This window comes from Faecalicatena contorta, assembly GCF_022835095.1.
GTDB classification, from domain to species: Bacteria; Bacillota; Clostridia; order Lachnospirales; family Lachnospiraceae; genus Faecalicatena; species Faecalicatena contorta.
Genome location: NZ_BQNQ01000001.1, coordinates 2,106,474 through 2,133,430, shown reverse-complemented (window position 1 = coordinate 2,133,430; position 26,957 = coordinate 2,106,474). Strand labels below are relative to the sequence as shown.

The window sequence follows — 26,957 nt, the reverse complement described above, 5'->3', positions numbered from 1 at the left end:
CAGTTTACCGTCGTACCCCGTCTCCAGATGCCCCTATCTCCGGTTCCTAAAGCGTCCGCTCATCCGCTCCCGCGACTTCACTGCACAATCCTATAATATTGTTTGGAGGTTATTAGGAATATAGCTGCGTAAAATACTGCGAATATGAATACCGTTCCCACGGTACACAGGAAAAACAGGTGTACGTTTGTGAGATTCATGACCGCCAGCAATTTTGTAACCGTTTTGAAGGCGAAGCCTACATGAATAATGGCTGCGATCAATGGCAGGAAGAAGACCATTAGTACCTGAGTTTTGATGGAACGTCTTACTTCTTTTTTGCTCATTCCCACTTTCTGCATGATCTGGTAGCGGCCGCGGTCATCGTAGCCCTCGGATATCTGCTTGTAATAGATAATCAGGACGGTGGCCATCAGGAACAATGCGCCTACAAATACACCAAGGAATAAGAAACCGCCGTATATTGCATAAAACTCTCCTCTGTAGGCTTCTCTATACTCTATGCGTGATTCTGCAACCTCCTTTGCCAGACGCTCCTCTATTGCTTTTGCAGCGGTATTTTTATCTTCTTCCTTTCCGCTCATGTTGAAGGAATCGGAATAGATGATCGTGTCTGCGCCTTCATAGCCGTACTGCTGTTTTAGGTCTGCGATCTGCTGTATATCTGACATCACTACGACCATTCCCTCTACTGCGCCGGAAACTTCATTCTCTGCTTCTTCTTTCAGGCTGACCGCCTTTTTTACTTTGTAGGATTCATCTTCTATCTGTAACACGTCTGAGTTCCATTCTCCACCGGACATATGGATCAGTACTTCATTTCGCTCCAGTGTCTCATTGGTTCCCTCCAGCCTGTTGTAGTCTGATAAGGGGATGATTTCCATCCATCTGAAATCTTCTGTTGTGTAAGATTTATCCGTCTTTTCTTCCAGCAGAACCGTACTGTTTTTTTCGTCATATATTACAGTAAAACTTCCGGAACTGTAAGATCTACGGTCTCCTATCTTTACCCCGGCCTTTTTTGTCTCTTCTTCTATAATATGGTCCGTCTTGGCCCGATTTTCCTGTGACGCGTCAAAAACCATCACATCCATGTCCGTAGGAAAACGCGTTGCCAGCAAATTCTCCATACCTGCATATAACGAAACGGAAACGGAAATCATGACCAGGACTATAGTACTTAAGATACAGATATTTGCAAGTCCCACCGCATTCTGCTTCATTCTGTATATCATTCCCGATACGGCAGTAAAATGCCTGCTCTTATAGTAAAACTTTTTATTCCTTTTCAGGATTTTCAAAACAGCAATGCTTCCGGCAGTAAACAGGCAGTATGTCCCTATGATTACCAGAATGACTGCTATGAAGAACTTTCCAATGGCTGCCAGCGGAGAGTCCGTGGTCTGTGCAATATAGTAGCCGATTCCAAGGGTCACCGCCCCAATCAGCGCGAGCAGCCATTTTGTCTTTGGTTCTTTTTCTCCCTGACTGCCGCCGTGCAGCAGCTCGATCGGGTTGGCCTTCTGCACCTGAAACAGATTGAAGATAAAAGTTACCACAAACGTGATAAGAAACAATACAATGGTGCCGATCATGGCCGCCGGTTCTACTGCAAATTTCAGTGGAACCTTAAAATGGATCATTTTTAATAAAATTAAAAACATGAGCTTTCCAAGCAGAACACCCAGCACCAGACCCAGAAGGATACTGATAAGGGTTGTAAGGATTGATTCCCATGCCATCATTTTTGTCAGGTTGCCCTTATCCATCCCCAGCACCTGATATAGCCCGAATTCCTTTTTTCTCTGTTTAACCAGGAAACTGTTCGTATAAAACAGAAATACCACGGAAAATATTCCCGTAATCGTAACCGCCCATCTCAGAACCAGCCTCAGTGTATCTGCGCCCTGCATCTGATCCAGCCCGGTGTTTCTGCTGATGGCATTCATGACGTAGAACATCATAACTGTCAGCACACAGGTAAGCAGGTAGGGGATGTAAACCTTTCCGTTCTTTTTTAAGTTTGTAAATGCAAGCTTTGGATAAAACATTACTGCTCACCCCCTGTGATTAAGACAGTCAGCGCCGCCGAAATCTTCTGGTACATTTCCTCGTTTGTCTGATTGCCTCTGTATATCTGGTGGTAGACCTGCCCATCCTTGATAAACATGACGCGGTTCGCACTGCTTGCAGCTTTTACACTGTGTGTTACCATCAGAATGGTCTGCCCGTTCTGATTGATTGTGTTAAAAAGATTCATCAGGTCATCCGAAGCCCTGGAATCCAGCGCTCCTGTCGGTTCGTCCGCGAGGATCAGCTGAGGTCTCGTAATCAAGGCCCTTGCAACGGCCGCACGCTGTTTCTGCCCTCCGGAGACTTCGTAGGGGAATTTTTTCAGCAAATCTGTGATTCCAAGCTGAGCGGCTATTGGCTCCAGCCTCTGTCTCATTTCTTCGTATTTTTTCCCCGCCAAAACCAGCGGAAGGTAGATATTGTCTTCCAGTGAGAAGGTGTCCAGCAGGTTAAAGTCCTGGAAGACGAAGCCCAGGTTCTGTCTTCTGAATGCCGCCATTTCCCTGTCTTTAATTGTACTTAAGTCACGTCCTTTCAGGAGTACTTTTCCGCTGGTAGGTTTATCCAAAGATGCCAGAATGTTCAGCAATGTCGTTTTTCCGGAACCGGATTCGCCCATGATTGCCACGTATTCCCTCGGCTCTATGGAAAAGGTGACATCTGCAAGGGCCTGCACCTGACTGCCTCCGAATCTGGTTGTATAAATCTTTTTTACATTTTTTACATCTAATAATGACATAAAGCTTTCCTGCCTTTCTTTTTTCCTTGTTTTCCTGTCTATGCACATATTATAAGGCACCCGTACTGTCTCCATCCATAACTTTGCCTTTCAAAACCCGGGGGAATCCTTACGTTTTTGTAAGATTCGGTCATTTTTCTCTGTTTCTTTTACGAAAAATATGATATGATGGCACTGTGTTATTATTTTATCAGATAAACACAACCTATGTCCACCAGGCCAAATATCCTTTGGCCCCGCGGGCAGCTGACTCCCCGGAATCGCTGTGTATTGCACGATTATCCCGGCAAGGGCCCGCTGCTTTCGCGAAAATCAATGAATGGAGAAAGAAGCTATGAGTTTAATCGAAACAGTAAAAGATGCCGGTATTGTAGGGGCCGGCGGGGCAGGATTTCCTACGCATGTGAAGTTGAACACTAAGGCCGAGTATTTTATCGTCAATGCCGCCGAATGTGAACCATTGATTGAGACTGACAAATATCTGTGCAGAACCTTTGCCGATGAGTTAATTAAAGGAGTCATGTATATTGCCGGACATCTCGAGGCAAAGAAGTCTTACATAGCGCTCAAAGCTAAATACAAAGCCGAAATTGCCGCTTTAAGAGAGGCAATTGAAAAAAATAATGCAGATATCGAGATTTTTGAGATGAGAACCTTCTATCCCGCCGGGGATGAACAGATTATCGTGCAGCAGGTTACCGGCAGGACCGTCCCTGAGCGCGGCATTCCGATTGAAGTCGGCGCCGTCGTGGATAATGTGGGAACCGTGCTTGGGATTTACCGTGCGCTGACGAACGGTGACAAGGTAACGGATAAGTATTTATCCGTTGTCGGTGAAGTGAAGGAACCCATCATGCTGAAGGTGCCCATCGGAACATCCGTCAGAACCTGCATCGAGGCGGCGCAGCCTGCGATCTCCGATTATGCCGTCATTCTCGGCGGCCCTATGATGGGAAAGGTCTTTGCAGATGACAGCGCCATTGACCAGCAAGTCGTAACAAAGACAACCGGCAACATCATCGTTCTCCCGAAGGACCATTATCTGATCAGGAGAACACAGGTTTCCATCCAGAGAATTAAGCATCAGGCGAGAAGCGCCTGTATCCAGTGCAGAATGTGTACAGATCTGTGTCCGCGTTTCCAGATCGGACACAGCATCAAGCCTCATCTTGTAATGAGAAATGTCTGGAGAGAAGAGACGATTGATTCCAACGAAGAATTCGCGAAATGCTACGGCGATGCAGTGAACTGCTGCAGCTGCGGCGTCTGTGAGATGTTCTCATGTCCAATGGGACTTTCCCCGAGACAAGTGAATGATTATATGAAGGTACAGCTTCGTGAACGCGGAATTATGATCGATAAGACTCCGGATCCTACGGCAAGGCCGACGATTGATCTCAACCGGATTCCAACCGACCGCCTGATCGCGCGTCTGGGGCTCGGAAAATATAATGGGCTGCATGCACACAGCTGTACGGAACTATTTCCCAGGGAAGTATTCATTCCATTATCACAGCATATCGGCAAGCCGGCGGCAGCAGTTGTCAAAGCCGGCGACACCATACATAAAGGCGACTTAATCGGACAGGCAGATGAAAAAGCGCTGTCAGCTAATATTCACGCAAGCGTGAACGGAACAGTCACCGAAGCAGCACCAAACGGTATTCGAATAAATGTAAACTAATGGAGGAATTTAAAAATGGGAAATTCAGTAGGAATGTTAGAATTGTCCAGTATAGCGAAAGGAATTGAGACCTGCGACCATGTACTCAAGGCCGCAGAGGTTGAATTATTAAGGTCATCCACGATCTGCCCCGGTAAATATCTGATCATTATCGGCGGTGATACCAGCAGCGTGAATGCTGCTATGAACGTAGGGGAAGAGATAGCAGGACCATTCCTGGTAGATAAACTGCTGATCCCCAATATCAGCGACCAGCTGATGCCGGCGATCAGCAATACCTCACAGGTTCCGACCACCGGAGCTGTGGGCGTGATCGAGTTCTATTCCGTATCTTCTGCAATTGTAGCGGCGGATACTGCTGCGAAAGCTGCCGATATTCATCTGATCGAGATCCGCACCGGTTTTGCCGTGGGCGGCAAGGGATTTGTTACCATGTGCGGCGATGTCAGCGCTGTGACGGCTGCAGTAAAAGCTGCGGAGGCTGTAAGCGAACTGATGGTTAACAGTGTGGTTATTCCACGGCCGACTGAAAAACTGTTTGAGGCACTGATGTAAAGAAATGCAGCGTTAAGGCGTTTTATCATTCAAAGAAAAAGTTCTGCCATGATGGGAATCTTCATGGCAGAACTTCTTTTTTTCACTTTATTCTTTACCGCAGTTTCTTCCTACTCTGTAACCAGAAGTTCCCGGTGTAGATACAGTCGTATCTTTGTCCCTCTTCCGACTTCAGATTCCGCGGTCAGGCCGTGGTTTAATTTGTCACAGATGGATTTACAGAGATATAATCCGATTCCCGTTGACTTTTTATCCTTTCTCCCATTATATCCCGTAAATCCTTTTTCAAATATTCTGGGCAGGTCTTCCGCCTGGATACCGATGCCTGTATCTTCTATTACAAGCACTTCTTCCGGCCCCGGCTCCATATATATGGAAATGGTACCCTGATCTGTATATTTCAACGCATTTGACAGCAGCTGTTCCAAGACGAGAAGGAACCACTTTTCATCCGTCAATACCATTCCCTCACATTTTTGATAATTGAGATGGATTTTTTTCAATATGAAAAGCTGAGAATACTTGCGCACCGCCTGGCGAACGATATCATCAATGGAGTACCACTGCAGTGACAGGTCGGATGACATATCCCCCATCCGCAGATAAGAAAGCACCATTTCCACGTACTGTTCCGTCTTGAACAGCTCCATCTTCATCGGTCGGATCAGCTCAGCCTCCTCCTCAATCTCCCCTTCCTCAAATGACTGAAGCAGCAGGCGCATGGCCGCCAGGGGGGTCTTAATCTGATGGGCCCACAGGCCATAATAGTCCAGCATCTCCTGTCTTCCAATGCGGGCTCCTGTTTCCATTTCTTCTTTATAATCAAACAGAACTTTTAGCTTCTCACGGTATAGTAATTCCGTCAAATCTGTCGTAGAAGGCGTCTCTCTCAATTCGTGCGGCAGAGCCGCCTGCGCTTCCTTAACCTTTTCAACATGGCGGAAGAAGCCGGCAAAATCGCACACTGCAAAAACTACAAATAATGCAGCAGAAAGCAGTACCGCATATCTCAGTGCATCTGACCTGATGTTATACAGGTACAGGACAAACCAGAATATTCCCAATATAACAAGGAACAAGACCATATATTTTAATCTTGATTTTATAAAAAAGCCCAGTTTTTTCTTCATTCCAGCAGATACCCAATCCCTTTCTTTGTACATATAAAGTCCGTGATTCCGATTCCCTCCAGTTTTCTGCGCAGCCTCGTAATGTTAACCGTCAATGTATTGTCATCTATAAACTCATCGCTTTCCCAAAGACGTTCCATAATCCGCTCGCGCTTCACAATCTTTCCTGCATTTTCCATCAAAATCTGGAGGATTTTAAAATCATTTTTCGTCAAATCCAGCCTCCTGCCCTCGTATGTTAAAGCGGCATCGTTCAAATTCAAAATGACGCCTTTGTACTCCAGCACATTCAACTGTCCCTGGAATGAATACGTCCTGCGCAGAAGAGCCTGGATCTTCGCCGTAAGCACGTTCAGGTCAAAGGGCTTCTCAATAAAATCATCTCCGCCCATATTCATGGCCATAACAATATTCATATTATCACTGGCGGAGGACAGGAAGATCATCGGAACTTTCGATATCGCCCGGATCTGCGTGCACCAGTGGAATCCATTATAAAATGGGAGCAGTATATCCATCAGCACAAGCTGAGGCTCAAATGCAATAAACTCCTCCTGAACATTTTTAAAATCCTTGATGCATCTCACCTCATAGTCCCATTTCACCAGGTGTGCCTCAATCGTTTTCGCAATTGTCAAATCGTCTTCTACAATTAAAATCTTATACATAATGCCCTCTCCTTTGCAAAGGGGTCAGACCCCTGTGCAACTCTCACACAATTTCTGTTATTTACTGTCATCTTTCTTCTCCTATTATACTCTGCTTCTTTTGCATATCACAATACCTAAATCATTACTTTTCGTATCCCGGTCAACATATAAATCGGGAGTTAGTTAACGAGCTTTAGACTCGTTGACGGATGGCGGACGCGAATGACGAGGTGAATCCGGGAGCTGGCGGGGCAATGTCTGCTGGTGAAATGTCCTGACACTTCGCGAAGAAGCTGTAGAAGAAAACGGAACGGGAAGGGAGGTACATGCCGCATTTGGCCCGAATGCCGATGCATTCGCGCCGCAGGCGGCATCAGAATTTGCCTGGTAAGGCAAATTCTGCCCTCCCTTCCGTTCCGTTTTCTTCAACAGCTTCTAATCGCTCGCTTTATGGACTTTTCACCAGCAGACATTGCCCCGCCAGCTCCCGGACTCACCTCGTCATTCGCTGTTGCATCCAAACGGTAGTTAAGAGCTCATTCCCCAGAGGGGCCCTCGTACGGTAGCAACGGATGGAACAGAATTGGTGATTCGTTTATATAAGTGTAAGTGTTAGATCGCCTTGTTACCCGTAAATATACAGGATTTAAAAAATTGTATGGTTCATTAATAAAAAATCATATGGAGTTACACACGATAATCGTTACTAAATAAATAGATTTCTTCAAAAACAGTCCCAAAGCTCCCATACATAAAAGCCTTAAAATCCATTTAATCAAGATGCATGATACTCATAGCCAATTCCATCCGCCTCCCCCGTCTCGGGCTCCACCTTAGGAACGAGTCTTTCGTATCCCATTGCTTATGTACACCTACTGGGGGCATAAAAGTCCCGCCAATTCAATACCATACGCTGCCCCCGCTTGAGGCCTCTCCTTAGAAACGAGCTTTTTCCTGCCGGTTGGATGCGCCAGCTCCATGAAGGGATAGCTGAAAGCCTCCCGGAGAACATCCATGTCCTTTCAAAAACGCGGCCGCGGATCTTAGAAATTCTTGGTGGGAAACAGCCCGGAAAATGGAGAGATTTTTGGATTCCGAATCCAAAAATCAACTGACCCAGCGCGAGAAATCATCGGATTTCTCGTGATGTGTCAGTGGTGCTCCATTTTCAGGGCTGTTTCCCGCCTAGAATTTCTTAGGTCCGCGGCCGCGTTTTTGAAAGGACATGGATGTTCTCCGGGAGGTTTTCGGCTATCCCTTTATGGAGCGTCCCCATCCGCGCCGAGACTAAAGCTCGTCGCTAAATCCCGATTTAGATGTTAGCTGCAATATGAAAGTCCTCCTAAAGATTATCTTTTGAAATTCTTTAGATTATATATGTTGACAATATATATTATACTGAATATAATATACTTATAAAACATATATGTAAAACAAAAACATATAGAAAGGAATGATAACATGACCTTTACACTGAACACCCCGATGTTCGACTTTCTAGTCCTATCGGTAATTGCTAATAATGATGCATACGGTTATCAGATCAGCCAGATTATTAAAAAGGCTGCCAACACAAAGGATTCTACTCTTTATCCAATTCTGAAAAGGCTGCAGGATAGTCAGTATGTAGAGACTTATGACCAGCAGTATCAGGGGCGCAACCGAAAATATTATACGATTACAGAGATCGGAAAGACACATCATCAGGAACTAATGAAAGAATGGGAAATATATAAGGCAACAATTGATGAGATTGTTAAAGGAGGGATTTCGCAATGACTAAGACAGAATATATGAGGACACTCGCACATAAGCTGCGCCGTCTTCCCAAAGAAGATTATGATAAGGCGATGGAATATTTCGAAGAATACTTTGCCGAGGCAGGACCCGAATTCGAGCAGCAGGCAATCGAGGATCTCGGCTCCCCCGAGGATGCCGCAAATCAGCTGATTATAGACCTTGCGGCAAAAAATGTACAGGAACCGCCCAAGACTGTCAAAAGAGGGCTATCCGCCATCTGGATCGGCATTCTGGGGATCTGTGCCGCACCAATTGCGCTTCCGCTGGGTTTCGCTCTGCTGGCCGTATTTATCTGCTTTTTAATCGTGATTCTGGCCGTAATCTTTTGTTTGTTCCTGGCTGCAGTGGCAGTTGTAGCAAGCGGTATCGTCGGCGTTTTCGGAGGTGGTATTCTGCTTTTCTCCACATTTGCAGACGGCCTTGCAACCATCGGATTCGGCTTATTCGCACTGGGCGCCGGAGTGCTTCTTGTTTATGGGGCTGTCAATTTCTGCCGCTGGTTTTTAGGAAAGACTTCTAAATCACTGGGAAATATCTCTAAAGGGGGTAAAAAGAATGAAAGCAATCACTAAAAAAATTATAACTGTCTCTGTCTGCCTCATGGCGGCAGGTGCCGTGCTTGCCGGAATCGGCTATCTCTTTGGAGGCAGGGCCGGAGTCTCCTTCTCCAGAGGCGGGATTCATCCCAACTCAGCAGCTTCCGATCCCGTCACGCTGGAAAAAACGAAGCTGGAAGCCTTCACGGAAGCAGAAATCACCATGGATGCCTATGCCGATATCCGGGTTCTGCCATCGGAAGACAATAACTTTTATGTAGAATACCTGTTGGATCAGGCATTCGGAAATCCCAAGTATAATGTAACTGATGGTAAATTCACCCTCTATCAGCCAGATCAGAACCACGGTGTATTTCTCGCCTTCTCCACAGTCGGCGACTCGCTCAACACCTATATCAACTTATATGTACCAAAAGATAAGACCCTTGACGCACTGAAAATATACGACGATTCCGGTGATGTATCCGTAACCGGAGCCAATGCTGCAAATATGGATATTTCATTAGATTACGGTGACCTTACCTTAAAAGAAAGCAGTTCAAGCTCCCTGAAATTGACTCTTGACGGCGGCGACCTGGAACTAAAAGACACAGAAACCGAAGCGTTCACTTTATACAGCGCATATGGGGACAGCACCATAGAGAATTTCAAATGTGATACTGCAAAAATACAGCTGGATTCCGGCAGTCTTTACCTGGACGCAGCCAAACTCAGCTCCCTGAGCTGCAACAGTGAATACGGGGATGTGGACCTGTATCTTCCAGAAAAATTGGAGACATACACCTTTGACATCACAGCCGAATACGGCCAGATCTACCTTCCCGAGAACGCTCCAAAAGGGCACTATAGGGACAGGGACGACTCTGAAGAATACTACCAGACAGACGGAACAGAACAAAAGCTCATCAGAATCTACGCCGACTCCGGAGATATTGATATCCGTGAACGCTAGGAGGAGAGATTTGTTAGATGGCTCGGAGGGGACGCTGTGCGGAAGCGTGGCCGGGCTATCCTGGATACGGTAGTTAAGAATCTTCCCCCAGAGGGGGCTCCGCAGACGCGGGCTGCGGACTTTTAATGGGGATTAGGGACACTGCTGCCTGGGGAAGACGGAAGGATTGGAGGACAGATTAATTCGCTCCCTAGCCCATGACCATCCGCCTCTCCCGTAAGAAATCCCCCTAAAGTTAGGTATCTTCCTCCCGGATGAGCGCAGCCTGCCAGGGATGCCGCCTGTGGTGTCAAGCGGCATCTCTGCCTGTGTTTTTGGATGTCTCAAAGTGTGTCGTGTTCCCGTTGGGATAAAATAGAAAAATCTGATGGACAGACTTTGCTTTCCCAAGCAAAGTCTGAGGCGACTAAGGCCCACAATTATCAAATTGTGGGCTGCATGTCGCTGGTTCCATCAGATTTTTCTATTTTATCCCTACGGGAACTAGACTAAACGGCCGGCAGCCGAAAGCACAGGCAGAGATCCCGCTTGACACCACAGGCGGCATCCCTGGCAGGCGTCCCTCCGCCGCTCCTCCCCTAACTCCTCAATTTCTCCCACTCAGCCGCCTTGAAGCCGGTGAGTACGATATCCCCATCCACTACTATAGGACGTTTCACAAGCATCCCATCGGTTGCGAGCAGTTCGAGCTGTTCTTCCTCGCTCATATCTGGAAGTTTATCTTTCAAGTTCATTTGTTTGTACAGCATCCCACTTGTATTGAAGAATTTTTTCAACGGCAGACCACTTTTTTTATACCACTCCTTCAGTTCCTCTTTTTGGGGATTTTCTGTTTTGATATCTCTTTCCTCGTAAGAGATGCCCTGCTCTTCCAGCCACTTTCTGGCCTTCTGGCAGGTTGTGCATTTGGGGTAACAGACGAATAGCATATGTTTTCCTCACTTTCCATTTTTCTTATCATCCATCTCCGGACAAGCAGGCCTTATGCCGATTTCCAGGCAGACACAGGCTCCCTTATGGGTGCCTGCGTTGCCAAGGGTGAGCCTTCCACCCTGTTGTTTTGCGAAGGACTGGACTATGAACAGTCCCATGCCGTAATGGCTTTTGGAATTCCGGCTTTTATCGCCCTGATAAAACTGTTCCGGTCCCCGCCGGATATCTTCCTCCGTAAAACCAGGGCCGCTGTCCTCAATCCGAAAACAAAGCCTGTCCTCTTCTTCGTACAGTTTGATGGTGATATTTCCACCCTTGGGCGTGTATTCCACTGCGTTGTCCAGCAGATTTTCCCAGGCGCGCAAGAGCATCTGCCTGTCACTAATAATATAGTCTGAAATCAGAGAAATTACAACCTCTAAGTTCCGTCCGAATGCAGATGCCACGACTCTTGCATTTTCAGCAAAGGATTCGGCAAGTCCCCGGATTGCCACGGTTTCTTCCAACAGCTTAACGGCGCCGTCAGATTTCAGCATTTCCTGCAGGATGCAGATATACTGCTCTATTCTGTCCGTCTCCTGCAGAATATATTCCTGGCATTCCCTGCTCTCCTCAAGCGACTCCGCTTCGCAGGACAGCTGGGTGTTACCCCTTATGACGGTCAGCGGAGTTTTAATGTCGTGGGCCAGCGCGCGGATCTGCTGGCGTCTGTTCTCTTCCATTTCCCACTGCTGCTTAAGAGATGCCTCCAGGGCCTCTTTCATTTTCACAAGAGACTCCATAACTTCATCTATCTCGACAATCCTGGAATCCGGCTTTTCGAAATCCAGGTTTTGAAGTTTGACCTTTTCCGTCACCAGCTTGACCGCTTCCAGTTCCCTGCGTATCACATTGCCGAAACGCCGGATCAACAGAACGGACTGTATGAAAAACAGGATTATAAATAAAAGAAATAGGCCCTCCGGTACCCCCGGCAGTATTTTTTTAAGTAACGGATTTGTGAACTCCGCTCTTAATTGATAGACCGCCAGGCAAACTTCTCCATCCCGTGGAAAATATTTCAGATACCCTAAGGCGCCGTCACCGCCCCCGCCTCTTTTGTACTCTTTCCACACCTTTTCCTGTGAACTCTGCCTCAAGTTTCCGTACAGAAATGTACCGTCTTCGCTGTACACTCCATAATGACAATTGTCCGGTATCATTTCTTTTGTCACAATATCGGCTTCCTGTATCTCTGTGCGCCGCCTTTCCAGCGCCACTTCACTGTAATTAGCCGGCAGTACTGCGCCTGCCGCACTTAAAACGCCAAACATGATTACGCATATCAAGAAAAGGCCTGCTGTCATCAGACAGAACCAGACCAAAAACCTCCGAAATATAGACTGTACTGTTACCTTGCGTTTCATTTCCATTTATATCCAATCCCCCATACTGTCTCAATGGGCTCCCTGCCGGCCCGAGAAAATTTAGCGCGGATGTTTTTTACATGCTCCGTAATTGCTGATACGTCCCCATCCTTGTCATACCCGAATATGCGCTCATAGATCTGTTCCTTAGAAAACATCTGCCCATGGTTCATTGCCAGAAACTCACTGATCTCATATTCGCTTTTTGTAAGGGGCACGCGGCATTCCCCAACTCCGGCGGTTTTTCCCGCCAGATCGAAGCGCACACCTGACACCTCCGCCGTATGCCTCTTCTCCCGCTTTTCTCTGCGCAGATGGGCCTGTACCCGTGCCCGCAGTTCCCCGATCCCAAAGGGCTTTATTATATAATCGTCTCCGCCCGATGCAAGCCCGTACATAATACTGTTTTCGTCTGTCTTTGCCGTCAGGAAAAGAATCGGGCTGTCGACCTGGCTGCGGATCTTTTTCACAAATGTGATGCCATCCGTTCCCGGCATCATGATATCCAGCAAAAGCAGGTCATATTGGTTCAGGTTTTCTATTATAATCTCATCCGCACAGTTTAAGGTTGTCACACAGTGCCCCTCCTTTTCCAGAGCCCTCCGTATTAGATTCCGTATTGCCGGCTCATCGTCTACCGCAAGAATTTTGGCCATCCACTCCATCCCCTTTCTCATGTTTTTAAATATTTTCTCTGCCCTCCACAGTCTGGACAGCGGACAAAAACTTTCCATATTATTTCATACTTTGTTCTGCAGCTTTGCTGCAGAACCGCCCGCAGGGCATGAATTACGGGGTGTCCTATAGGTATAACTTAACTGCTCATAAATATTGTCTTTTGCGCCTGGAAATGGTATACTCTCTACAATCAATCCCAAGGAGGGCCAAATATAATGGCGAAACCTACACTTAGAAAAATGCTGGGCCATGCAGATGATCCCGTTATCAACGCTCTGATGCGGGTCATAGAAACTCAATCAAAAACGACGCTTGTTAACTGGTGCATCCGCTATGCCCAGGAATATTTTCTTCCCATTTACGAAGAGACATTTCCCACAGACCGGCGTCCCCGCGCCGCCCTGGAAGCTTCAGCGGGCTGGCTGAATAAAGTCTTAAAACCGACCGATGCCAAAAAAATCATACGGGAAGCCGCGGCCGCTGCGAAAGAGGCAGAAGACTATCCCTAAGCCCAGGCCGCAGCACGCGCTGTTTCCGTGGCCGCCTCCGTAATCTCCACTCCCACCGGTGCGCTTGGTATGACATTCTACGGAGCCGCTGCGATCGTCTACCACAGGGCCGGGCTTTTGGAATCCCCGGAGGTTTATGATCAGCTGGCAGAAAAAGAATTTTCTAAAATGCTAGCCTCCCTGCAGAAAGCCGCGGTTCCCGATGAACCGGATCCCGTAAAAATAAACTGGAACTGCTGATACATGGGGCTGCTTTTGTCTCCAGGATGGAAGATATCTTAACACACCCCTAATCTTCCATCCGTTTTCCTTCGTAATAGTGAAACCAGAGATATGTCAGCAGTATTCCTGCAATGGTGATTCCCGCCATCACGATTCCTCCTGTTTTCATCTGGGACTCTGCCAGTGCCCAAGCCGCGGAATCCATACCTGCTGCACGCTGTACATACAATCCCGTGAAACGGCCCGCCCAGGCACACGGGATCCACTGCCAGATCCCATCTCCAAGCCCGGTCATCAGTATCGCGGCCAGCAGGCTTTCCACAATTCCGGTCCCTATGCTAATGCCTTTTGAAAACCGCAGACCTAAAAACAAATGAAGGCAGTAAGTGAATATCTGGCTGATCCAGATCAGTCCTGTCACCGTTATATAAAACATCTCCGGTACGGCAGTCCGTTCAATAAACAAATAATATCCGGCGCCAAAACCGCCAATTGTCACTAGCACTGCTGCCAGGTTCCAGAGCAGTAATGTACAAAGTTTCGCGGACAGATTCGCTGTCCTTCGCTGTCCTGTCCCTAAAAGATTTTGAAGATGCCCTGCCTGTTTTTCCTGGTCCGCCGCAAGTCCGCAGATAAACCCTACAAGTGTCGGGCATACAACAGACACCACTTCCACATAGCCCGAGATCTTTCCCCAGCTGCTCCACCCTGAGATACGGTAGTAAAAAAGAAATATAACGATTCCCGTCAGCGGCATAATGACATGGAGCCACAATATCCATGTTCTTCGCAGCTTTACCAATTCAGCACACAGCATCTGACCCCCCCTGTTCTTCTGTTTCAGCTTTCCCATCCTTTTCGCCCCTTTCCTGCATACCAGCCGGCCGTCAAGGCCCAGACTCCCAAAAACAGCGCCACAGAAATGCAGACTCCCAGAGGGATGACTGTTATCTTTAATACTTCCGGGAAAAAGGTCTGGCTGCCCGGTTCCGCCGGCAGCCCATTCGGGAGGATTTTCAGAATCGGACACATCAGGCGGCTGATATAAGTAAATGGATTCACCACCCACCATTTTGTCAGAGCGCCCAGAATTCCCAGCCCTATATTACCTGCCAGGCCCAGAAGTATTCCTGCGGCAAATCCCAGCGACTGGTTCACAAACAGCCAGAGCGGGATCTGCCACAAACTAAGCACAATCCATAGGACAGCTGCCGCAAGGCCGGCCAGCCCTGAGATCTCTCTGGCGCCGCCAAAAACCAGAAGACGGCTGACCACTTCCTGTACACAGAATAAGATCAGAACGGCAAGTACAAGCGTTTTCAGGCTGTATAAGATCTTCGCGCTCCATAAAGTCTTCATGTTTATCGGCAGTGCACCCATAGCCCTATTCTTCATCTTCCTTTCCCGCTGGCCTGCAAATGCCGTGCTAAGAAGCAGCAGCATAGGGAAAAACGTTGTATACCACCAATTATACTGATTCATTTGGTAATACCTGCCGTCCTGCCCTGAAAAAACAAATGACAACAAAATGCTAAAAAGAGGTACCAGCCAAAAAAGCCTGGACGCCACGGTATGTCTGTTCTTTAGATTCTCCGATTTCACATATGCTAACAACATGCCTCAAGCCCCCTGTTCTTTTTGACCACATCCGTAAACAGGCCTTCCAGGTCCTTTCCCTGCTTCATGCCGCCCTGATATCCCAGAACGCCCCCCGATATGATCCCGATATAATCGGCGACCTGCTCGACCTCGCTTAATATGTGGCTGGAAACGATAACAGTGATTCCTTCATCGGAAAAATCCCGTATCATATTTCTGAGTTCCTGAATGCCAAACGGATCCAGCCCGTTGGCTGGTTCATCCAAAATCAGAAGGCTGGGTTTATTAAGAAGCGCCGCCGCAATCCCCAGACGCTGTTTCATTCCCATAGAAAACTGTCCTGCCCGCTTCTTCCCCGTATTTTTTAAATCAACGATTTCCAGGACCTCGTCTATTCTTTTCTTCGGAAGCCCCAGCAGAAGGGTGCGTACCTCCAGGTTCTCCCGTGCCGTCAGATTGTCATACAGCGGGGGCTGCTCAATCAGCGCTCCCGTTCTGTTCAGATCCTTCCGGCTCCATGGCTTTCCCCTAAAAAAGATCTCTCCTTCATCCGGGCGCATCATGCCCGAAAACATTTTCATCAATGTGGACTTACCGGCGCCGTTTGGCCCCAGAAGCCCATATACGCAGCCTTTTGGCACCATCAGAGATACCTGGTTCAACACAACCTGACGGCCAAACCTCTTGCAAATTCCCTTTGTTTCCAAAATCATTTCATTCATTTTAAAACCTCCTTGTCTATAAGGACATTCTAAAAGACAATTATAAGGAATTTATAAGGGAAATAAATATTTTATATTGTAACATAAACTAAAAAATGTGGATACCCGGGTTGCGTATTTTTCCTTTTATGGTAGAATAGTGACGGAAGACAATTTTCTGCCACATATTCAGTGAATCTATTTCTATTAAAAACACATAACGAACTGAGGACAAACTTCCCCGGTATCTGCAGCCGGACGGCCATACCTGCACATCTGCCCGGTTCACTGCCTGGGGGAATATAAAAAGGAGGATCACATATGTACTGTTTTAGAAAAGTAACCGATGACTTATACTGGGTAGGCGGAAGCGACCGCCGCCTGGAGCTGTTTGAAAACATTTTCCCCATCCCGAACGGTGTTTCCTATAACTCTTACCTGCTGATGGACGAGAAGACCGTTCTCTTTGACACCGTAGACGCTTCTATCGGAAGGCAGTTTCTGGAAAATGTAGAAGCAGTTCTCGACGGAAGAACCCTGGACTATCTGGTTGTGAATCACATGGAACCGGATCACTGTTCCCTTATCGCAGAACTGGCGCTGCGCTATCCTAAAATGCAGATTATCGGTAATGCCAAAACATTCCCCATGATCGGCCAGTTTTATGATATGGACTTAGAAGGCAGGAAAATCATCATCAAAGAAGGGGATACCTTTTCCAGTGGTACACACACCCTTCATTTTGTGATGGCTCCAATGGTACACTGGCCGGAGGCAATGATGACTTATGACGAGGCCGACAAGGTTCTGTTCTCTGCAGATGCCTTCGGAACCTTCGGCGCTCTTGGAGGCACGATTTTCAATGATGAAATCGACTTCGACAGAGACTGGCTGGATGATGCCCGCAGGTATTATACCAACATCGTGGGCAAGTACGGCGTTCAGGTCCAGAATGTACTGAAAAAAGCCGCTGCGCTGGACATCCGGTATATCTGCTCACTCCATGGACCTGTCTGGAGAAGCAATCTGGATTATATCATTGGAAAATATAATATCTGGAGCACATATGAGCCGGAAGTCCGTGGCGTTATGATCGCCTATGCTTCCATGTACGGCAATACGGAAAATGCTGCCAATGTACTGGCTGTCAAGCTTGCCGACGCGGGCGTGAAGAACATGGTTGTCCATGACATTTCCCGCACCCATGTTTCCCAGCTGATATCCGACAGCTTCAAATACAGCCACCTTGTGCTTGCCTCCCCTACTTATAACGGCGGGGTATACCCTGTCATGGCCAATTATCTGGATGACATGAAGGCGCTGAATGTGCAGAACCGTACGGTCGCTGTGCTTGGCAACGGAACCTGGGCTCCGATGTCTGCTAAACTCATGGAAGCGAAGATCGGTGAGATGAAGAATATGACGATCCTGACGGAAAACTTTGCAATGAAATCATCACTAAAGGATTCACAGATGGAAGAGATGAATGTTTTAGCTGCAAGACTTGCAAAAGAGATTCTCGGAAACGAGTAGTTCAGACTGGTACATCGTATCATAATTAACTGCCATATAAGCCGGCCTGAATTTACGATAGCACTGCCACTTAAGCAGAGATTAATTTTCGAGGGTACTGCTCCCCAAACGCAGGCGTAGTGGTATACGCTGAAGTTTGTGGAGCAGTGCTGCCGGAAATTTAAGTATACGATCGGTGCTGTACAATTCAAATATTCCTCTCTCAATTCTTGTACCATGCATGCGGCTTTTTCGTTCTGTCCATCCAGCATATCCCGAAAAATATGAACAACCCCATAATGGATAGGCCGATTCCCGCTTTCACCCCCGGAATCTCATACTTCAATTCGATTACATTCTCCCCTGCAGAAAGCGGAACTGCCATCAGCGCATTGGCTGCCGGCCTGATTTCCACTTTCTTCCCATTCACGGAGGCTGTCCAGCCGTCATCATAGGGGATACTCAGGAGCATATTGCAGTCTTCGTCTGCGGTATAGCTGCCTTTCACATATCCGTCTTCAAATTTTTCTGTTACCATCTCTTTGTCCTTCAGTTCCTGAATAGCTTCCTCGAACAAATCCTGGTCCAGATAATAGAAATATGGCGTCATATCCTGTTCTTTTCCACTGTACCCGTCCAGTGCCGCTGTATGCGCCTTCGTCCCGTCTCCGGCATTAAAAATCTTATAGCTCAGCCATGTGGCATAATTACAGCGGTACCCGCCATCTACATATAATACAAGGTCATGTACCCAGGAGTCTACATATCCATAGAGCAGATCGTCCTTTCCCGACGCAGGTATACTGAACTTCAGCACCTGGTCTTCAATAAGTACCTCCGGCTCTGCTTTTTTATAAAGTTCTACATCTCTTCCAAGGATTTTGGAAAACAACATATTTTGATATTCAAAGGGGTTGGCACTCTCCGTTTTTTCATAAACAGTATCCGCCGCCTCCATGCCTGCGTCCAGCGCATATGGGTTATAGTACACGGATTTTCCGTTTGCTTCCGGTATGGAATCCAATTTTTCATAGCCTGCCACCTCTGATGCAGACAACAGATACTTTATCCCCAGCAGCGAATCTGCCGGCAGGCTTGATTCGGATACGATGCTTATGGTACTCTCAGAAGAATACCCAATATCCCGTAGAAAATCCCCTGTCGTTCCATCAAATGTGGAGGAATAATGATTCAGGCCGCGGTAGTCATAAACCATGGCCTCATTTAAAAAGGCCGAGCATCTGCTCTCCTCGTCATACCTTTTATTCAGGGTGTCCATCCTGTAGAACTCGTCCGATTCCAGTTTTTTCACCGCTGCAACCTGTTCTGCATTCCGGGCCGTATATTCCTGGTAAGCGGAAATATCCTGATTCCACTCGTAATTCATCTGAAACGTCATGATCCCATTTAAAACCAGTTCCACGGCCAGCACAGCTGGAACCATATTCTGCAGCCCTGCCCGCTTTCGTTCCCCCATTCCTGAAAACAGATACAGCAGAGCATACACTGCAAGAACCGCTACAGTCAAAAGCAGTTGATTCTTTCCATATCCGCCAGCCAAATGGTACACCAGGAACAGCAGGATGCATCCCGCATATACCGCCGCCATCTTTTTACCGTCTTTTATCTTTTCATACTCCTGCACCCCTCTTGCCGCCAGATACAGAACAAGAAAAATGACAATGAAGGCAAATCGAAATGGATAGCTTGCCACGTACCTCAATCCGCTCCAGACGCAGTCCAGCGGTACAAACCAGCAGCTTACCAGCATAAACATTACCGCAATTACGGATAATATCTTCTCCTTTTTTTCCACATGGCGTGAGAAAAAATAATAAAGAAAGAATCCAAAAAAGAGCAGACCGCAGTATAACGATACTGATTCAAAATAGCTGCCCAGTGCAAAGCCTTTGAAAGCATCAAAGAGGGAGCCATGTGTGGCCAAATGGAAGATCTCAGGAACAAAAGCATCCTTGCCTTTCTGCAGTCCCACCACCACCGGATAAAAAATAAAACAACTTCCGAGCACCCCTGCAAGCATGATGCCGCCACACAATATGGTATCTTTTATGAATCTTTTTCGCTCCTTTGGATCCGGCTTGTCAATTTTTAAGATTCTTTCGTACAGGAAATAACATACGGCGAACAAACCTGTCATATAGCCTGTATACCAGTTAATTGCAATGGAAAATAGAACGGTAAGAAAAAGCCACCGCTTCCGGTTCCCGGAAACAAACCTGTAAACAGCCAGCAGTAAAAGCGGCAGAAGGATTACGCCATCCAGCCACATAATATTAGATGACTGCAGCATATTGTACTGCATCAGAGCATACGAGAGCGAAATAAGGGTCCGCATTCTTAATGATACCGCCGGAAAACGCTTCCAGAAAAAGATTCCTGCAGTCACCCCCGCAAGCCCTTGTTTTACTGCCGTAAGAATAAACAGGAACAAAGGCAGCTGCTCTATCTGAAAAAACACAACAAGCAGATTCAGCGGACAGCCAAGATAATAGCCGAACAATGCAACCAGGGAACCTCCCAGAGATTTTGTGAACGAATACCCGATGTCTGCTTTTCCCAACAGTACATTCCGGTAATACGCAAAATAATCTACATACTGAATATCCTGGTCCCACAGCATATTAGACTTGCTGCCGAAGGGATATAATCCACTCCCGGCCTGTATTAGGATAAACAAAAAGATGGAGCTGAGGAAAACAATCCCCAGCGCCAGCAAATTTCGTTTTCTTGTATCATCTGATCTAAATTTTCCCGACATTGCTTAACTCTCCATCCGCTTCCCTTTACTTCATAAACTGTAGAAATCAAATAACCGAAGCTTTCTGCTTATTGCCCTAGAGCGTGTCTGACACATTGATATTCAGCATTATAACTAGCCTCAATTCCCGGCTCTACTGGAACTCACTCTGTCCCTTATAGTTTACGGCGATATAGCTCTTCCCACGATTTACTTTGATCTCCTTGCCGCTCTCATCGTAAAAACGCAGGTACGAATTCTCATTATTCGCTTCTTTGCTCCAATGTATCTTCTGCATGCCGCCGTTTGACACATAATATCCTACGTAATCAGAACCGCCATACCAGTTGATTTCTTTATGCCCAATATCATCCCTTACAGAAATATCCGTCTCCAAAACAAATACATTTGTAAAAGCGAGCTGGGTATTGTCACTGCCGTCCATCTGCGGTTTTCCGTTAATCTGCTTTAAGTAAGTCTTTGAGCCCTCGTCATAAGTCAGGGTTGCCGTGGCAGCCCCAAAATTAATGTTGACATTTTTGCAGTCCTGTCCTTCCGGCTTCAGCTGTTCGTCCATCCCGTTAAACTGGAATGCCGTCCCCTTTTTATCCTCGTTTAAATCAGTTCTCCTGCCTTCTGCCTGTACCACCTCTGCGAATCTGGTCCCATCAAAATATCCTGTATGCTCCAATGAATATCCTGCATTCAGCCTGTCCTGGTCACGCCCAAACAGCCCCCCTGCATTGTTCATCCCGTCATATTGGTCCAGGTTCAGCGCTTCGAGATAGTCTGCAATACTGTCATCAATTCCCCAATTCACATAAAAGGCATCATATCCCTGTGAATATGCCGGAAAATAATAACGACAGCTGCGCACGGCACAAATCTTAGGTACTGCAGTGTAATCTGCGTATAAAGCCATAAGGCGCGTCACATCTCCCTCGACCGGAATTTCGTAGATAATGTCTGCCTTTGAAATTCCAAGCTGTGGGAGCGCCGCCTCCACATTATTCACCATAACAGCCACAGGCCTTTTGCCTATGGCGCCGTCTGTCAGATCCGCCAGCCCTGTCAGCAGGTTCTGGTTTGCAGGCACCTTTTCCTGCTTTGGCTCTTCTTTTTTCTCTTTTACTACTTTTTCTTCTGTCTTCTCTGCTCTTTTGGGCGCTTCCTTCTTCTTACAGCCGGCCGCGCCAAATATCATGAGAAATACCAGCAAAACAATACTTACCTTTTTTAGCCTTTTCATTTGACCTCTCCTTCCAGTCTGAAGTTTCCTGCTTCTTATTTTACCAAATTCATACAAAAGTACAACCCTATATCACAAATGCCCTTGCTTTTGGAAGTTACTGTTTACATGCTTATCTGTGAACAGCAGCGCCTTTCCCCTGCGGATCTCTGTTCAGCAGCCACGGATAAAGCAGCACCAGAGGCAGGCCGATTACCAGGAGATAGATATACCTGACGCCAAATGCCGTTGGAGTAGCCACCATCAAAGTCAGCCAGTTGCCCGCCATGACCAGCAGAGGAATGATATACACTGATTTTTTACGCATCCAGCAGAAAACAATATCAAATAAAAGGATCCATACCAACAGCCCCGTTGATATATAATCGTACTTTTCCACTATTTTTTCCTGCATAGGATATCCCAGCACATTTTCAAAAGGCTGATTCTGATACATGTCCCACCAGTTCCTGGCAATATCCGTTTTCACAAACTCGTATTTCGTCTCCCCGCCTATATGCCAGAAGCCATACGTTCCCATAAGATACTGCTTTACATAGACATCAAAATTTTTAGTCAGCATGGAAAACCAGACATGAAAAAATTCTTTTTTGTGGCTGTCTAAATATTCCGTATCGAATTCGGGCGCCCATTTGATCGGATCCACTAAAAACGGCCAATAATAATCCTGATACTTTTCCAATGGCAGCAGATGATCCATAAATTCTTCCTCTTCCGCGCTCATCTCTCCCTCTGTGACAACGACTCTGGCCATTTGCTGCAAAGGGATGCCGACTGATTCCACAAAAACATTTTCGGCAGAAAACATGTGCACATATACAGGCCCCGTAATAAACCAGATCAAGCCAATACTGACCACCGATGTTATCAAAACCCGCTTTAACCGCTTCCTGTAAACGATCAAAAGTCCCGCACTGAGCAAGATCCCGATATAGATTCCGTTATTTCTCAAAAGAGAGGCCAGAATCATCAGCCCTGCATAGCTGATCAAAACTTTCTTTTCTAAAAATGAATCCGGATTCACTGCGACATGATCGATTAATATCAGTGCTAAAAGAATAAGAACACCGCTGAAAATGGGGTCTTTCCACATAACAACCGCATAGTTTCCAAAAACCGGAGCCGCCGCAAAATATGCGAGCCCCAGATAGATCAGAATCTTCTTAAACCCTTTCCGCTCAATCCACTCCAGCAAATACCCCAGAATTCCTGCCATAATAAGCATCTGAAATACAGAATAAAGCGCAATCCCAATATTAAAGTTATGGAAGATATAGCCCACGAGCATGAATCCGCCAACCATTAAGGTATAAAAAACAGGAAAATGGTTGTCCCATGGCATCTCCCCGAAAGCAATTGCCATGGAAACCGTAGCATCATCAGGTACAATCCCCGGGAAATAAGTTACAAATGTGGGAACCCAGGCTGCAAACAAAATAACGCTGTAGAGCAGCCATTTTCTTTGATTCCATTTCGGAACCGGCAGTTCTCCTGAAGTCATGCGGCCTCTTACCGCCGTATTCACACCAGCCAGATATAAATCAAAAAACAGAAGCCATCCAACAAAAAAATAAAGAATAAACCAGATAATATCAAATCCCGTAAAAACTAAAAAAGATACGCTGTCCGCATGTATCTTCTGTCCAACAACAATCATCAGAGAAAACAAGATACCCAGTAGTACGGTTCCCGGCAATATGCGGCCGTGCTTCAGCAGATACGCATTCTTTCGGGCCGCTTTAAGCCCCGCATAAATCAGAATCGATAATCCTGCAATATAAACCGGATTCATCAGCCACTTTTCCTGATGAAAAAACAACAGATTTGCTATTGTAATAGACAGGATAAGCGAAAGTATATCCGAATTCCCTCTCATAAAGTTCTTTGCCCGGTTCATTCCTTTTTCTCCTCATCCTCTTCTTCCAAATTACTTTCATCGCAGATATAGACAGGCCTTTTCTTGGTTTCCAGATACGTCTTGGAGAGATACATGCCTAAAATCCCTATACAAAGCAGCTGAATCCCGCCCAGCATCAGGATAATACAGGTCATAGAAGGCCAGCCTGCAACCGGGTCTCCAAAACATAAAGTCTTAACCAGGATAATAATTAAAAATATAAATGCGGCCGCACAAACTGTCATCCCCAATATGGATGCCATGGCAAGAGGTGCCGTTGAGAAACCGATAATTCCCTCAAGACTGTAGCGGAACAGTTTAAAAAAGGACCATTTTGTCTCACCTGCAATACGTTCTACATTCTCGAACTCAATCCACTTTGTCCGAAAACCTACCCAGCCGAAAATACCTTTCGAAAAACGATTGTATTCACTCATTTCCAGGATTGCATTTTTGAACTTCCGGTTCATCAAACGGTAGTCCCTCGCTCCATCCATAATCTCAGCTGAAGAAATCTTATTCATCAGATGGTAAAACCGGCGCGCAAAGAAAGAACGGACGGGCGGTTCACCTTTCCTGGTCACTCTTCTGGTAGCAGCGGAATCGTATCCTTCTTCTTTCACTGCCTTTAACATCTCAGGCAGCAGGGACGGAGGATCCTGCAGATCCGCATCCATCAGAACCACATAATCACCGTCCGTATTCTTAAGTCCCGCATAGATGGCAGCTTCCTTGCCAAAATTGCGGGAGAAAGAAAGATATTTGACCCTGTTATCACTTTTGGCCATATCTTTTGCAAGATCTAATGTGCTGTCCTTCGAGCCGTCATCTATAAAAAGGAGCTCTAATTCATATTCTGCTAATTGCCCTGCTGTCTTTTTGAACTCCTCGTAAAAATAAGGGAGAACCTCCTCTTCATTGTAGCAGGGGACAATCAGCGATATCTTTTCTTTTGGCATAATCAAATACTTCCTTACTTCGTTTAGTCATCCTGTTTTTTAATCATAACGCTTCTTCTGGGTATATTCAACACCAAAAACGGTAAGGCCAGAACACCCCGATTTCTCCTCCTGACAGGTCACCCATATGTATATGCTTCTTTCTGTCTATTTCAAAATTGCTCCATCCTTAAATGCATTTCCCACTTTTTCGCCCAGTTTGATATAAGCATTATTAAATGGATCAAAAGTAATCGGCGCTGCTTTTGCTACGTCTACATTTCCCTTGTCATCCAGAACGGATTCATCTACACTGACATTCACTATCTCTCCCACAAGGCGGCAAGTCTTAGGGTCATAACTTTTCAGCTTACATTCCACGCAGATGGCAAGTTCTTTGATGATCGGTGCGTCCACCAGGTCTGAGTGCTCTGCAGTAAATCCTGCTTTTGCAAATTTGTCCGGCACTTTATTAGCGGAAACGATGCCCACGTAATCACATGCTGCCATATGTGCCTCGTCTGCCATGCTGATCGTAAAGGCTTTTCTTTTTAAAATATTCTCGGTTGTCTTATGCCCTTCACTGATGCACATGGAAATCTCATTGTTGTCGCTGATGCCGCCCCAGGCCGCGTTCATTACATCTGGCATATTATCTTCGCCATAGGTTGCAATCATCAATACAGGCTGTGGGTATGTGTATGGCTTTGCTCCAAAGTTTTTTCTCATAATATTAGTCCTCCTATTATTTCCAAATTTTCCATATGTCCGGCTGATAGCCGACTGTTGCCTGTTTTCCGTTTCTAACAATCGGTGTCCTTATCACTTGCTGGTTTTCAAGAATTTTTTCTGCCCGGTCTTCTTCTGCAATATATGTGACCAGGGCAAGTAAATCTTTGTCCCTGCAATTCGGATCGAGCAACTGTTCATAGCCGCCAATTGATTGGCAGACGGAGTAGAACTCTCCTTTGCTGAGTCCCTTTTCTTTCATGTCTATAAACTGATATTTTATGCCCCGCTCCTTGAAATAACGCTCTGCTTTCTTGCTGTCAAAGCTCTTTTTTGTTCCAAAGATCTGTATATTCATGGGCCTTGTCTCCTTTTAGATTTTCTTGTTTCTTAAAGTTTATCCACTAGGAGATTATATCATAGAATCCACTTCAAACCAATAGTTCTTTCTTATACAGACAGCAAATTCCTTTTTAATAACTTTTATTCAATTCTATATTTTATCTAATAAGAGTATTTTTTAACCGCTTCTAAAAACTTATGCATATTTTCAGCCGGCGTCCCCTTCGGTATCTCGCAGCCGCCTCCAATCATGCATTTTCCTTTTGTATCATCAATTATTTTTTTAACTTCATCATCAATCTTTTGCGTTGTGCCAAATCTCAAGACCGCGGCCGGATCCAGGTTGCCGCATAGAACCTGCCCCTTACCCAGTCGTTTTATCAGGGAAGGCACATCTTTCACTAATGAATCGATATCCAGGATATTGGCTCCGGCATCTATTAAATGCGGCAGGATCCTGGATGAATCGCCGCAGATATGGAATTTAGTATATATCCCCAACTTGTTTGCATGTTCAATCATTTCTACATGATATGGAAAAATACGTTCTAAATACATTGACTCGCTAATTTGAGAACAAATAGCATCGCCTATACTAATGCAGTCTGCCCCTGCTTCTGCCTGTAAATCAATCCATCGTTTCGAATTATCCACTATAATCTGAAATATCTCTGACAGTTCATCCTCATAATCCAGTAAATCTATGAGTCCTTCAGATACGCCTCTTAAATCCGTATATTCCGCCAAAGGGCCTTCTACGTGTCCTGCTATAAAATACGCATCGCCGACCGTATCTTTATAATGCTTAACTCCTCTCACGCGATTCATCATCGCATCGTTGTCTTTTATATTCAGCGCCCTTATCTTCTTATAATCCCTTTCAAAATCAAGGATTAAATGCTTTTTTGGATATGGGCAGTCATCTTCAGGATACACGATATCCATCCCATATGCACCCGCTTCACAATATGCAAATCCCGACGGATGGAACCAGTCCACGCCAAAGTCTTCTGCAAACTTTATCATTGCATTACATTGGCTCCTATAGTCCAGGCAATACTCTCTAAACGGAATCTTTGCATATTCAGATGCAAACTGCATGACCAATGGATGGAATGGAATATAATCCACTTTTTCACCATTCAAAAATTTTAAGGTTCTTTCTCTGCCATTCATTTGATACCCTCCTGTTCAATAACTTTACATAGTATAATTTATTAGATAATACCTGATATTCCGCAATAAAAACATACACTTTCTTACATGATATTTGTAAGAAAATCCATTTTGTGTTATATTTTATAGGAAGGTAAAGTGTTTCGGTTGAAACAATAAGATTTTGAG

General features: G+C 46.0%; 23 protein-coding genes and 1 pseudogene. 7 read left to right on the top strand and 17 right to left on the bottom strand.

The features are described from left to right. Nucleotides 1-77: 77 nt before the first annotated feature. A complete protein-coding gene (locus MWG26_RS09515) occupies nucleotides 78-2,051 on the bottom strand; it encodes an ABC transporter permease (RefSeq protein ID WP_025657784.1) in 1,974 nt (657 codons plus the stop codon). Next, nucleotides 2,051-2,812, bottom strand: coding sequence for an ABC transporter ATP-binding protein (locus MWG26_RS09510; protein WP_025657785.1), 762 nt, complete (start codon nucleotides 2,810-2,812; stop codon nucleotides 2,051-2,053). The genes MWG26_RS09515 and MWG26_RS09510 overlap by 1 nt, the downstream gene beginning before the upstream one ends. 334 nt (nucleotides 2,813-3,146) lie before the next feature. Between MWG26_RS09510 and MWG26_RS09505 the strand changes: the two genes are divergently transcribed. Together MWG26_RS09505 and MWG26_RS09500 are read left to right on the top strand one after the other, a co-directional pair. Next, nucleotides 3,147-4,496 (top strand): 4Fe-4S dicluster domain-containing protein, encoded by a 1,350-nt coding sequence (locus tag MWG26_RS09505; RefSeq protein WP_025657786.1) that lies wholly within the window; start codon nucleotides 3,147-3,149, stop codon nucleotides 4,494-4,496. A gap of 15 nt (nucleotides 4,497-4,511) precedes the next feature. After that, a complete protein-coding gene (locus MWG26_RS09500; protein ID WP_025657787.1) occupies nucleotides 4,512-5,051 on the top strand; it encodes a BMC domain-containing protein in 540 nt (179 codons plus the stop codon). A 110-nt stretch (nucleotides 5,052-5,161) separates the two neighbouring features. On the opposite strand, the gene MWG26_RS09495 is transcribed toward MWG26_RS09500, so the two are convergent. Next, nucleotides 5,162-6,214, bottom strand: coding sequence for a sensor histidine kinase (locus tag MWG26_RS09495; protein WP_244062719.1), 1,053 nt, complete (start codon nucleotides 6,212-6,214; stop codon nucleotides 5,162-5,164). Continuing rightward, entirely contained in the window at nucleotides 6,178-6,849 is a 672-nt protein-coding gene (locus MWG26_RS09490; protein ID WP_025657789.1) for a response regulator transcription factor, read from the bottom strand. Before MWG26_RS09490 ends, MWG26_RS09495 begins: the two co-directional genes overlap by 37 nt. Nucleotides 6,850-8,292: 1,443 nt before the next feature. On the opposite strand from MWG26_RS09490, the gene MWG26_RS09485 reads away from it, so the two are divergent. The 3 genes from MWG26_RS09485 to MWG26_RS09475 are packed head-to-tail and all read left to right on the top strand — an operon-like array spanning nucleotide 8,293 to nucleotide 10,140. Continuing rightward, nucleotides 8,293-8,610 (top strand): PadR family transcriptional regulator, encoded by a 318-nt coding sequence (locus tag MWG26_RS09485; RefSeq protein WP_025657790.1) that lies wholly within the window; start codon nucleotides 8,293-8,295, stop codon nucleotides 8,608-8,610. Further along, nucleotides 8,607-9,203: a DUF1700 domain-containing protein gene (locus MWG26_RS09480; RefSeq protein ID WP_025657791.1), complete on the top strand. Its 597-nt coding sequence runs from the start codon at nucleotides 8,607-8,609 to the stop codon at nucleotides 9,201-9,203. Before MWG26_RS09485 ends, MWG26_RS09480 begins: the two co-directional genes overlap by 4 nt. Next, complete coding sequence (locus MWG26_RS09475; protein ID WP_025657792.1) at nucleotides 9,187-10,140, top strand: DUF4097 family beta strand repeat-containing protein; 954 nt, start codon at nucleotides 9,187-9,189, stop codon at nucleotides 10,138-10,140. Before MWG26_RS09480 ends, MWG26_RS09475 begins: the two co-directional genes overlap by 17 nt. 578 nt (nucleotides 10,141-10,718) lie before the next feature. Here the strand turns inward: MWG26_RS09475 and MWG26_RS09470 are convergent. From MWG26_RS09470 to MWG26_RS09460, 3 genes are read right to left on the bottom strand one after another with little or no spacing between them, the layout of a single operon-like run. Continuing rightward, entirely contained in the window at nucleotides 10,719-11,069 is a 351-nt protein-coding gene (locus MWG26_RS09470; protein WP_025657793.1) for an arsenate reductase family protein, read from the bottom strand. Nucleotides 11,070-11,078: 9 nt separating this feature from the next. Further along, on the bottom strand, nucleotides 11,079-12,485 hold the full coding sequence (locus MWG26_RS09465) for a sensor histidine kinase (RefSeq protein WP_025657794.1): 1,407 nt from the start codon (nucleotides 12,483-12,485) through the stop codon (nucleotides 11,079-11,081). Then, nucleotides 12,476-13,135: a response regulator transcription factor gene (locus MWG26_RS09460; RefSeq protein WP_025657795.1), complete on the bottom strand. Its 660-nt coding sequence runs from the start codon at nucleotides 13,133-13,135 to the stop codon at nucleotides 12,476-12,478. The genes MWG26_RS09465 and MWG26_RS09460 overlap by 10 nt, the downstream gene beginning before the upstream one ends. A 237-nt stretch (nucleotides 13,136-13,372) precedes the next feature. Between MWG26_RS09460 and MWG26_RS22925 the strand changes: the two are divergent. Then, nucleotides 13,373-13,906, top strand: a pseudogene (locus MWG26_RS22925) (putative immunity protein). A 49-nt stretch (nucleotides 13,907-13,955) separates the two neighbouring features. On the opposite strand, the gene MWG26_RS09445 reads toward MWG26_RS22925, so the two are convergent. The 3 genes from MWG26_RS09445 to MWG26_RS09435 are packed head-to-tail and all read right to left on the bottom strand — an operon-like array spanning nucleotide 13,956 to nucleotide 16,209. Then, nucleotides 13,956-14,741 carry a lantibiotic immunity ABC transporter MutG family permease subunit gene (locus MWG26_RS09445; protein ID WP_025657797.1) on the bottom strand — a complete coding sequence of 262 codons (786 nt, stop codon included), beginning with the start codon at nucleotides 14,739-14,741 and terminating at the stop codon, nucleotides 13,956-13,958. Continuing rightward, nucleotides 14,729-15,505: a lantibiotic immunity ABC transporter MutE/EpiE family permease subunit gene (locus MWG26_RS09440; RefSeq protein WP_049915928.1), complete on the bottom strand. Its 777-nt coding sequence runs from the start codon at nucleotides 15,503-15,505 to the stop codon at nucleotides 14,729-14,731. The genes MWG26_RS09445 and MWG26_RS09440 overlap by 13 nt, the downstream gene beginning before the upstream one ends. After that, a complete protein-coding gene (locus tag MWG26_RS09435) occupies nucleotides 15,496-16,209 on the bottom strand; it encodes a lantibiotic protection ABC transporter ATP-binding protein (protein ID WP_025657799.1) in 714 nt (237 codons plus the stop codon). Before MWG26_RS09435 ends, MWG26_RS09440 begins: the two co-directional genes overlap by 10 nt. Nucleotides 16,210-16,509: 300 nt before the next feature. Here MWG26_RS09435 and MWG26_RS09430 point away from each other — a divergent pair, with 300 nt between their 5' ends. Then, nucleotides 16,510-17,721 (top strand): FprA family A-type flavoprotein, encoded by a 1,212-nt coding sequence (locus MWG26_RS09430; protein ID WP_025657800.1) that lies wholly within the window; start codon nucleotides 16,510-16,512, stop codon nucleotides 17,719-17,721. A 202-nt stretch (nucleotides 17,722-17,923) separates the two neighbouring features. Here the strand turns inward: MWG26_RS09430 and MWG26_RS09425 are convergent, their stop codons facing one another. From MWG26_RS09425 to MWG26_RS09395, 7 genes are all read right to left on the bottom strand, one after another. Next, nucleotides 17,924-20,479 carry a YfhO family protein gene (locus tag MWG26_RS09425; RefSeq protein WP_025657801.1) on the bottom strand — a complete coding sequence of 852 codons (2,556 nt, stop codon included), beginning with the start codon at nucleotides 20,477-20,479 and terminating at the stop codon, nucleotides 17,924-17,926. A gap of 133 nt (nucleotides 20,480-20,612) precedes the next feature. Continuing rightward, nucleotides 20,613-21,707 carry a DUF3048 domain-containing protein gene (locus MWG26_RS09420; protein WP_025657802.1) on the bottom strand — a complete coding sequence of 365 codons (1,095 nt, stop codon included), beginning with the start codon at nucleotides 21,705-21,707 and terminating at the stop codon, nucleotides 20,613-20,615. Between the two features lie 112 nt (nucleotides 21,708-21,819). After that, nucleotides 21,820-23,604 (bottom strand): DUF6020 family protein, encoded by a 1,785-nt coding sequence (locus MWG26_RS09415; RefSeq protein ID WP_025657803.1) that lies wholly within the window; start codon nucleotides 23,602-23,604, stop codon nucleotides 21,820-21,822. Then, nucleotides 23,601-24,563 (bottom strand): glycosyltransferase family 2 protein, encoded by a 963-nt coding sequence (locus MWG26_RS09410; RefSeq protein WP_025657804.1) that lies wholly within the window; start codon nucleotides 24,561-24,563, stop codon nucleotides 23,601-23,603. Before MWG26_RS09410 ends, MWG26_RS09415 begins: the two co-directional genes overlap by 4 nt. Before the next feature lie 147 nt (nucleotides 24,564-24,710). Beyond that, the gene (locus tag MWG26_RS09405; protein WP_025657805.1) at nucleotides 24,711-25,271 is read right to left on the bottom strand and encodes a flavin reductase family protein; all 561 of its coding nucleotides are present in this window, start codon (nucleotides 25,269-25,271) and stop codon (nucleotides 24,711-24,713) included. A gap of 16 nt (nucleotides 25,272-25,287) precedes the next feature. Then, a complete protein-coding gene (locus MWG26_RS09400) occupies nucleotides 25,288-25,629 on the bottom strand; it encodes an arsenate reductase family protein (RefSeq protein WP_025657806.1) in 342 nt (113 codons plus the stop codon). 146 nt (nucleotides 25,630-25,775) lie between these two features. Beyond that, nucleotides 25,776-26,789 carry a uroporphyrinogen decarboxylase family protein gene (locus MWG26_RS09395; protein WP_025657807.1) on the bottom strand — a complete coding sequence of 338 codons (1,014 nt, stop codon included), beginning with the start codon at nucleotides 26,787-26,789 and terminating at the stop codon, nucleotides 25,776-25,778. Between the last annotated feature and the right edge of the window lie 168 nt (nucleotides 26,790-26,957).